We start from the raw sequence: 6606 nt of genomic DNA on the forward strand, positions 1-6606 counted from the left end.
CGCCCTTCGAACACCACCCCGACCTCCCCCACGTCACCGCCCCCGGCCTCGACGCCACCGTCATCCACGGCACCCTCGACACCGCCCCCGCCCCCCGCCCCCCCCCCCCCCCCCCCCCCGGGGCCGCCCCCCCCCCCCCCCCCCCCCCCCCCCCCCCCCACCACCCCCCCGAACCCCCTCAGGCATGACCAGCACACCGCAAGGAGCACCCATGGGAGCCGAGCGCTTCACCACCTACCAGGACGGCATCGACGTCACGCAGGCGTTCCGGGACGCCGTCGAGGACGCCCGGTACGAGTACGGCCACCGGGGCTACACCGGCACGATCGCGGAGAAAGAGGACTGGCAGACCGTCACCAGCACCCCTCTGTCAATGGACGACGCCGAGGCCCTGGCCGACCGCATCATGCGCGACTACGAACACCCGCTCCAGGACGCGTGGGGGCCCGCCGGCGCCATCCCCGTCCTGAGCGACCGCCGGCAGATCACGGTGACCGTCCCGCCCAGCACACCCGGCTACAAGACACCGGAGGAGGCCGCGACCGCCGTCCTCGCCGAGAACGGCCAGCTACTGCCGGGCGAGACGGTCGAGCGCCGCACCACCGGCACATTCAAACACTGCCCCCGGACCGGCCTCATCCGGTCCGCCGAGCTCGACGTCACCCTCCAGGGCGGCCCGGCCGAGCACCGAGGATGGCTGTTCTTCGGGTACGCATCCTACTGACCCCGCGGTCGCCGCCCGCCCAGCGGCGAACCCCGGGAACCACACCACCTCATGGATGCTTTTTTCATGGTTGCCTTTCTATTGTCAGGACGGATGACATCCGGAAGGCATCGGATACTTTCGAGGAGACGAACCCGTGAGCACCCCCATCGACGACACCGCCCCCGGCCAGCCCCTGCTGGACCGCAACGGCTCCCCGATCGGACGAAGGGCGCTGGTCCGACTCCACGACACCGAACAGGGCAGCGCGATCGCCCTGGTGATCGGCCGAGAGGAGAGCACCGGCCGACCCCGAGTCGCAGTGGCCGACCCCCGTCAGCGACTCTGGGAGATCGCCGTCGTCGACCCCGGGCGGCTGGAACTCACCGAGGAGCGCGCCCAGTTCATCGAGGCCGAAGACGACGGCCCGCCGACCGACGCCTGGCTGATCCTTGACCAGCGGGGCCGCATCATCGGCCGCACCGTAGGCGAGCGGATGGAGGATGCCCGCCGGGCAGCCGAAAGCCTTCCGGTGGTCCGGCGGACATCGGCGCGAGACGGCGGGTTCGCGCTGCATCGCCTGAGCGCCCACCAGCTGACACCCGGCGACCGGACCCGACTGGAGTCCTACAGGAAGGACCCGCAGGCTCCCGGCAGGATCCGACCGGTGGGCAAGGCCGTCTCCGTTCCCGCCGACACCGCATCCGGAACTGTGAAACCGGCGGCAGGACCCGCCCGGCACGCCCCCCACGAGAGCGAGCGTCGATGACCGATACGGAGAAGGCGGAGCTTGCCCACCGCTTCGACGAGGTGGGCCGAGGCGTCGCCGCAGCCCTCGACACCATCCCTACGATGGAACCCGGCTGGTGGCACCAGGCGGAGCGCTGGGTCTACGGCGCCGTCACGCTGTACCACCCGACCGGGCTGGCGCTGCGGCTGGAGCACGCCCGCTACAACGACGAGGCCCGGGGCCGGCTGACCGTCCACGGCGTCATGCCGCTGGGCTGGAGCGGGGACACGCAGTTCACGATCGGGGTGTCCATCGGCCGTGCGCCGCAGGACATCGCGCGGGACATCCACCGGCGGCTGTTGCCGGACTACATGGCGGCGCTGCCCGGCGCCCTGGCCGAAGTCGCCGATACCGAACGGCTGCGTCTCGCCAGGACCGAGGCCATGCGGACACTGGCGCAGGCCCTCCCCGCCCTGCACACCTATGACTGGGACCGCGAGCAGAGCGCCGGCTCCTTCCACTCCGAGAGCCGTCACCACGCCGAACGCGCCTACGGCTACGGGACGGTGCGCGTCAACCACGGGGCCGAGTCGGCCGATCTCAAGCTGACCGGGGTTCCGCTCGACCGAGCCCGGGCGATCCTCGCCATCCTTCACCGCCCTCCGGCAACGCCTGCGACCGAGCCGGCCGACGACAGCCGACAGGCAGGGGTGGCGGCCCGGCCGCCGCCCCTGCCTCGCAGGACCTGCCAGCCCACTTATTTCAATGCATTTTCCATGGTAGTCTTTCTCTTGTCAGGCCGGGTGGCTCCCGGAAGGCACTCGAACCCCATCCCCGCGAGGAAGGCCCTCACCGTGACGAAGCTCCCCAAGGACATCGCCAAGCTGCACCAGCAGGCCCAGGCCCTGGTTGACCTGGACCGGCCGCTCACCCACAGGGAGCGGGAGTTCGTGCTGGACCACTGGCAGGAGTCGTCCACCGCGTCCAACAGCCTGGACGGGGCGTTCTTCACCCCGCCCGGCCTGGCCGCAGCCTTCACCATCGAGACCACCGGGCCGGAGGTCCAGCGGGTGCTGGACCTCTGCGCGGGCATCGGCCGACTCGCCTGGTCCTGCATGAACGACCTGGCCGCGCCGGACCGCGAGATGGTCTGCGTGGAACGCAATCCCCTGTACGTCGAAGTCGGCCGCAAGGTCCTGCCCGAGGCCCGGTGGATCTGCGCGGACATCTTCGACCTGCCGAGCGACCTGGGCCGGTTCGACATGGTCATCAGCAACCCCCCGTACGGCTTCGTCGAGCGCAGCGGGGACGGGCCGGGCGTGCGTAGCCGCCGCTTCGAGTACCACGCCCTGGCCGTCGCCGCCGAACTGGCGGAGTGTGGGGTGTTCCTCATCCCCCAGGAGTCGGCCCCCTTCCGCTTCAGCGGCGTGCCGTCCTACCGGGAGGTGCGCAGCGTGGAGTACGAGCGGTTCGAGCGTGACACCGGGCTGCGGCTCCAGATGGGCACGTCCGTCGACACCTCCGGGGAGCGGGACCAGTGGCGGGGGGTGGCACCGGCGACGGAGCTGGTGTTCTGCGACTTCGGCGGGCGGGTTCCGCGCGCGGTCTCCGCCCCCGCGCCGGAGCCTGTCCCCGTCCCGGCGCGGACGTTCGTGCCCGGCCCCGTCGTCACCGAGGTGGCTCCGACGCTGTTCTGACCCCGTCTTCGGGGCCCGCCGAGCGCGGGCCCCGGGGCACGGCCCTCCGGCCGAACTCACCTCACCACACGTCCGCGACCCGAACCCGGGAGAGAAGATCATGACCAACCTCACCGCACGCCCGCTGCCGCCGGTGCGGAGCGCCTCCGCGCTCGCGGCCGGCCCTGCCACGGTCCCTCCCGCGCCGTGGGACGCCGAGCCGCTGTCCGAGCCCGGGGGAAGGACCGACCGCGACGCGGCCGACGAGGAGGGTGCGCCCGGCGGGACCGGGGCTGAACCGCTGGGGACCTGGGTCGTGGTCCGCCGTGTCGGGCCTGTGGCCGCCTGCACGAGTTCGGTCGAGTTCCCCGAGCATGCCGGCCTCGGCGGCCTGCTGCGGTACCTGGGCAACTACCCCGCAAGCCTCTACGCGGTCACGGAACATCTGGGCCGCCCCGTCACCCCGGAGGCGGGTGCCGAGCGGCCGGAGGCGCTCAACGCCCTGCTCCGGACCTACGGCCTCCCGCTGCCGGCCAAGGTGATCCCCCGGGGGCCCCGTGGGGGCGTCCCGGCGCCGTCCGCGTCCGGCGTGGCCTGAGAGGAGCAGCACGATGAACGGGACGATCACCAGGTCCCTGCCGTGGCGCGATGCCACGGCGTCGATCCGCCTGCCGCGCTGGATGGAGCAGCGGACGTGGACGAACGTTGAGGTGGTGGTGCGCGTGCGGTACCGCGTCTACTTGACGCTGAGGTGCCTCTTCGCCAGGAGTCCGGTCGGCATATGGGAGCTGGAGTGGGACGAGACCCTGAGTCCCGCCGGGTCCGCTTCGGCTCTGCACGCGCGGAGCGTGCTGGGGCCGCTGCTGGCCGAGCTCCTGGCCTCTGAGGAGATGGGCCCCCTGCTGGCCGAGCTGCACGTCGTGGAGGCGATGAAGGCATGGGAGAGGCTCCACCGGGCGCGGGTGGAGGCGGCCCGGGCGGCGGTGAAGGTGCGCGCGGCCGCGGCGGAGTTCGGGGCCTACGGTGTGCCGGAGGGCGAGTGTGCACGGCTTCTCGGGGAGTTCTACTCCACCGGGGACCTCCGCCGGGTCGGCCACCAGGCGCCGGGCTGACCGGCCCGCCCGGCGCCTGGTGGCCGAGGCTGCGTCGGGCGGGCACCGGGCGCGAGGGGTGCACAAGACTCTTTCAATGCATTATCCATGGTAGGCTTTCTATTGTCATCACGGGTGGCTCTCGTGTTGCCATCGAACCCTGCAGGAGGACCTCACCATGCCGACATTCGCCGCCGGTCGGGACGAGTTGCGGGCGGGCGCCTCTATGCTCGGCGCGGCGACGGACGGGGACGGCCGCGCGTATGCGAACGGCTTCCGTCCGGCGGCGCTGGAGTGGGACGGCTGGAGCTGCGACGTCTGCGACGTCTGCAACGCCGGGGCCGAGTGCGCCGATTGCCGGGCCTGTACCGACTTCGCGTTCCCCTATCCGCCGCACTGGGCCCGGCCGTGGGTCGAGGGCGAGCCGGAGCGGGGCATCGAGGCCTTCGGCGGGCCGGGCGGGATGTCCGCCGGGCGCGGACTGGTGGACAAGACCGGCGACTGGGTACTGATCGAATCCAACCGCGACGCCGCGGCGACCGCCCGGGCGGCCGGTCACTGGGTGGTCGAGGCGGACATCCGCAGGCTCGACCCCCGGCAGCCCGTCCTGCGGTGGGTGCGGCGCTTCCACGCCTCCCCGCCATGCCAGACGCTCTCCAGCGCGGGCAAGCGAGCCGGATGGGACCCGGAGGAGGCGTTCGAGCTCCAGTCGATCATGTGGCAGGCGAGCGAGGCCTTCGGCTACCTGTGGGTTGACGACCTGTGCAGCCTCTACGGCGGCCCGCACAGCTACGCCGGCGACGTCCTGGACGGCATGGAGGAGCACCCGGACGCCGACGGCTGGGGCGAGTTCTGCGGCGGCGGACACCTGCCGCCGTGCATGACCCCCGGCGACTTCCGGGAGTGGGCGGCGGGCGCGGTCTCCGACGAGCGCACCGCGCTCATGGCCGAGGTGCTGATCTGGCCGATGTGCCTGGTGCAGATCGGGGCCCCGCTGGCGTCGATCACCGTGGAGCAGTCGGCGAACCTGCTGCGGCAGAGCCCGGTGCTGGCGGAGGCCATCCAGTCGGAGATCACCAGTCCGGAGGGGTTCGGCTGGGCGTGGTGCTCGTGGCAGGTCGCGGACGCCGCCGACTTCGGCGCGGCCACGCACCGGGAGCGGGCGTGGATGGTCGCCACCCGCGACGAGAAGCCTCGGTACGCGGACTACGTGGACGGCGACGAGGCGGCCCGCGAGATGTGGGCGCACATCCTCAAGCGCACCGGCCGCCTGCCGGACTGGGCACCGGAGCTCGGCCGGCGGATCGAGCCCTACCAGGGACGTCCCGCCCTGCCGACGGTGACCGTGGCCGCCGCACTGAACCTCCCGTCCGACTGGTGGGCCGACACCCGGGGCAAGCGCGGGGTGAACCCCAGGACGGGCAAGCCGATGGGTGGCGGCTCGTTCCCGCTCAATACCGTCGGGCAGTGCGTCACCGCTCCCTGGTACGGAATCAGGTTCCGCCCGGCCGACGTCCCCCAGGGCGAGGGCGTGGTGAAGATCAGCCTGCCCGAGCTCGGCATGCTGGTCGGGTTTCGCCGGGACTACCCGTGGACCTACATCCCCGCCCGCAGGGGCGCCGAAGGCATTCGGAACATCGCCCAGATGGAGGCCGACGCGGTGAGCCCGTTCATGGGCGCGGCCGTCTCCGCCGCCGTCCAGGGCACGGACTGGTACGAGCCGACGGCGCGCTACCAGACAGCCCTCTACAGGCTGGAGGGATCGCACCCCGGTCTCGACGAGCCCGTCACCGACAAGGCCCGCCAGCCCCTTCCCGCGCAACGCGCAGCAGAGGGCGGGTTCGAGCAGCTGGAGTTCCCCGGGGCGGACGAGGTGGGAAGGCGGGAGCCGCAGCCCAATTCAATGCCTTCTTCATGGTAGTCTTTCTCTCGTCAGTCCGGGTGGCTCCCGGACGGCAATCGAACCGCCGTGGAGGCACCCGTGAGCACCCCCGTCCGCCCGATCACCATCGGCGACCTGAAGACGACCCTGGCCCACCTGATCCGGGAGAAGAAGTTCAGCCCCGACACTCCCGTGGTCCTGTCCTCGGACCCGGAGGGCAACCACTTCGCCCCCATGGAGGGCTGGACCGACGCGCTGTACGCCGACGGCGAGACCTACAGCCTGCCCGGCACCAAGGGCAGCAAGGAGGAGCGGAAGCTGGGGCACGTCCCGCCGCCGGGCGCCCGCAAGGTGGTCTGCCTGTACCCACTGGACGCGCACCCGGGGTCCGACCCGTTCGCCGGGCCCGACACGAACTAGCCGCACCCGGTCGGTGCCGGGTCCCGCCCGCTCCTGGAGGGCGGCGAGCACGGCCGCCGTCGCGTCGAGGGCATGGGCGGCGGGGTCGGCGGCTGCGTCCGGCG

7 protein-coding genes are annotated in these 6606 nt (G+C 72.3%); all 7 read left to right on the forward strand.

The features are described from left to right. Positions 1-211: 211 nt before the first annotated feature. A complete protein-coding gene (locus ABZY91_RS40920) occupies positions 212-724 on the forward strand; it encodes a hypothetical protein (protein WP_355409204.1) in 513 nt (170 codons plus the stop codon). A 136-nt stretch (positions 725-860) separates the two neighbouring features. Further along, on the forward strand, positions 861-1472 hold the full coding sequence (locus ABZY91_RS40925) for a hypothetical protein (protein WP_355409206.1): 612 nt from the start codon (positions 861-863) through the stop codon (positions 1470-1472). Continuing rightward, positions 1469-3130 (forward strand): hypothetical protein, encoded by a 1662-nt coding sequence (locus tag ABZY91_RS40930; RefSeq protein ID WP_355409208.1) that lies wholly within the window; start codon positions 1469-1471, stop codon positions 3128-3130. The genes ABZY91_RS40925 and ABZY91_RS40930 overlap by 4 nt, the downstream gene beginning before the upstream one ends. A 100-nt stretch (positions 3131-3230) precedes the next feature. Continuing rightward, a complete protein-coding gene (locus tag ABZY91_RS40935; protein WP_355409210.1) occupies positions 3231-3707 on the forward strand; it encodes a hypothetical protein in 477 nt (158 codons plus the stop codon). A gap of 13 nt (positions 3708-3720) precedes the next feature. After that, positions 3721-4221, forward strand: a complete 501-nt coding sequence (locus ABZY91_RS40940; RefSeq protein ID WP_355409212.1) for a hypothetical protein — start codon at positions 3721-3723, stop codon at positions 4219-4221. 157 nt (positions 4222-4378) lie between these two features. Continuing rightward, entirely contained in the window at positions 4379-6121 is a 1743-nt protein-coding gene (locus ABZY91_RS40945) for a hypothetical protein (protein ID WP_355409214.1), read from the forward strand. A 60-nt stretch (positions 6122-6181) separates the two neighbouring features. Continuing rightward, positions 6182-6502: a hypothetical protein gene (locus tag ABZY91_RS40950; RefSeq protein WP_355409216.1), complete on the forward strand. Its 321-nt coding sequence runs from the start codon at positions 6182-6184 to the stop codon at positions 6500-6502. Positions 6503-6606 lie beyond the last annotated feature (104 nt).

The sequence above is a fragment of the Kitasatospora sp. NPDC002965 genome, assembly GCF_040611255.1.
Lineage (GTDB): Bacteria > Actinomycetota > Actinomycetes > Streptomycetales > Streptomycetaceae > Kitasatospora.

What these genes read in the sequence shown, in the direction of transcription:
- ABZY91_RS40930 (WP_355409208.1), top strand. Translation starts at nt 1,469, where the DNA reads ATGACCGATACGGAGAAGGCGGAGCTTGCCCACCGCTTCGACGAGGTG.
- ABZY91_RS40920 (WP_355409204.1), top strand. Translation starts at nt 212, where the DNA reads ATGGGAGCCGAGCGCTTCACCACCTACCAGGACGGCATCGACGTCACG.
- ABZY91_RS40945 (WP_355409214.1), top strand. Translation starts at nt 4,379, where the DNA reads ATGCCGACATTCGCCGCCGGTCGGGACGAGTTGCGGGCGGGCGCCTCT.
- ABZY91_RS40935 (WP_355409210.1), top strand. Translation starts at nt 3,231, where the DNA reads ATGACCAACCTCACCGCACGCCCGCTGCCGCCGGTGCGGAGCGCCTCC.
- ABZY91_RS40940 (WP_355409212.1), top strand. Translation starts at nt 3,721, where the DNA reads ATGAACGGGACGATCACCAGGTCCCTGCCGTGGCGCGATGCCACGGCG.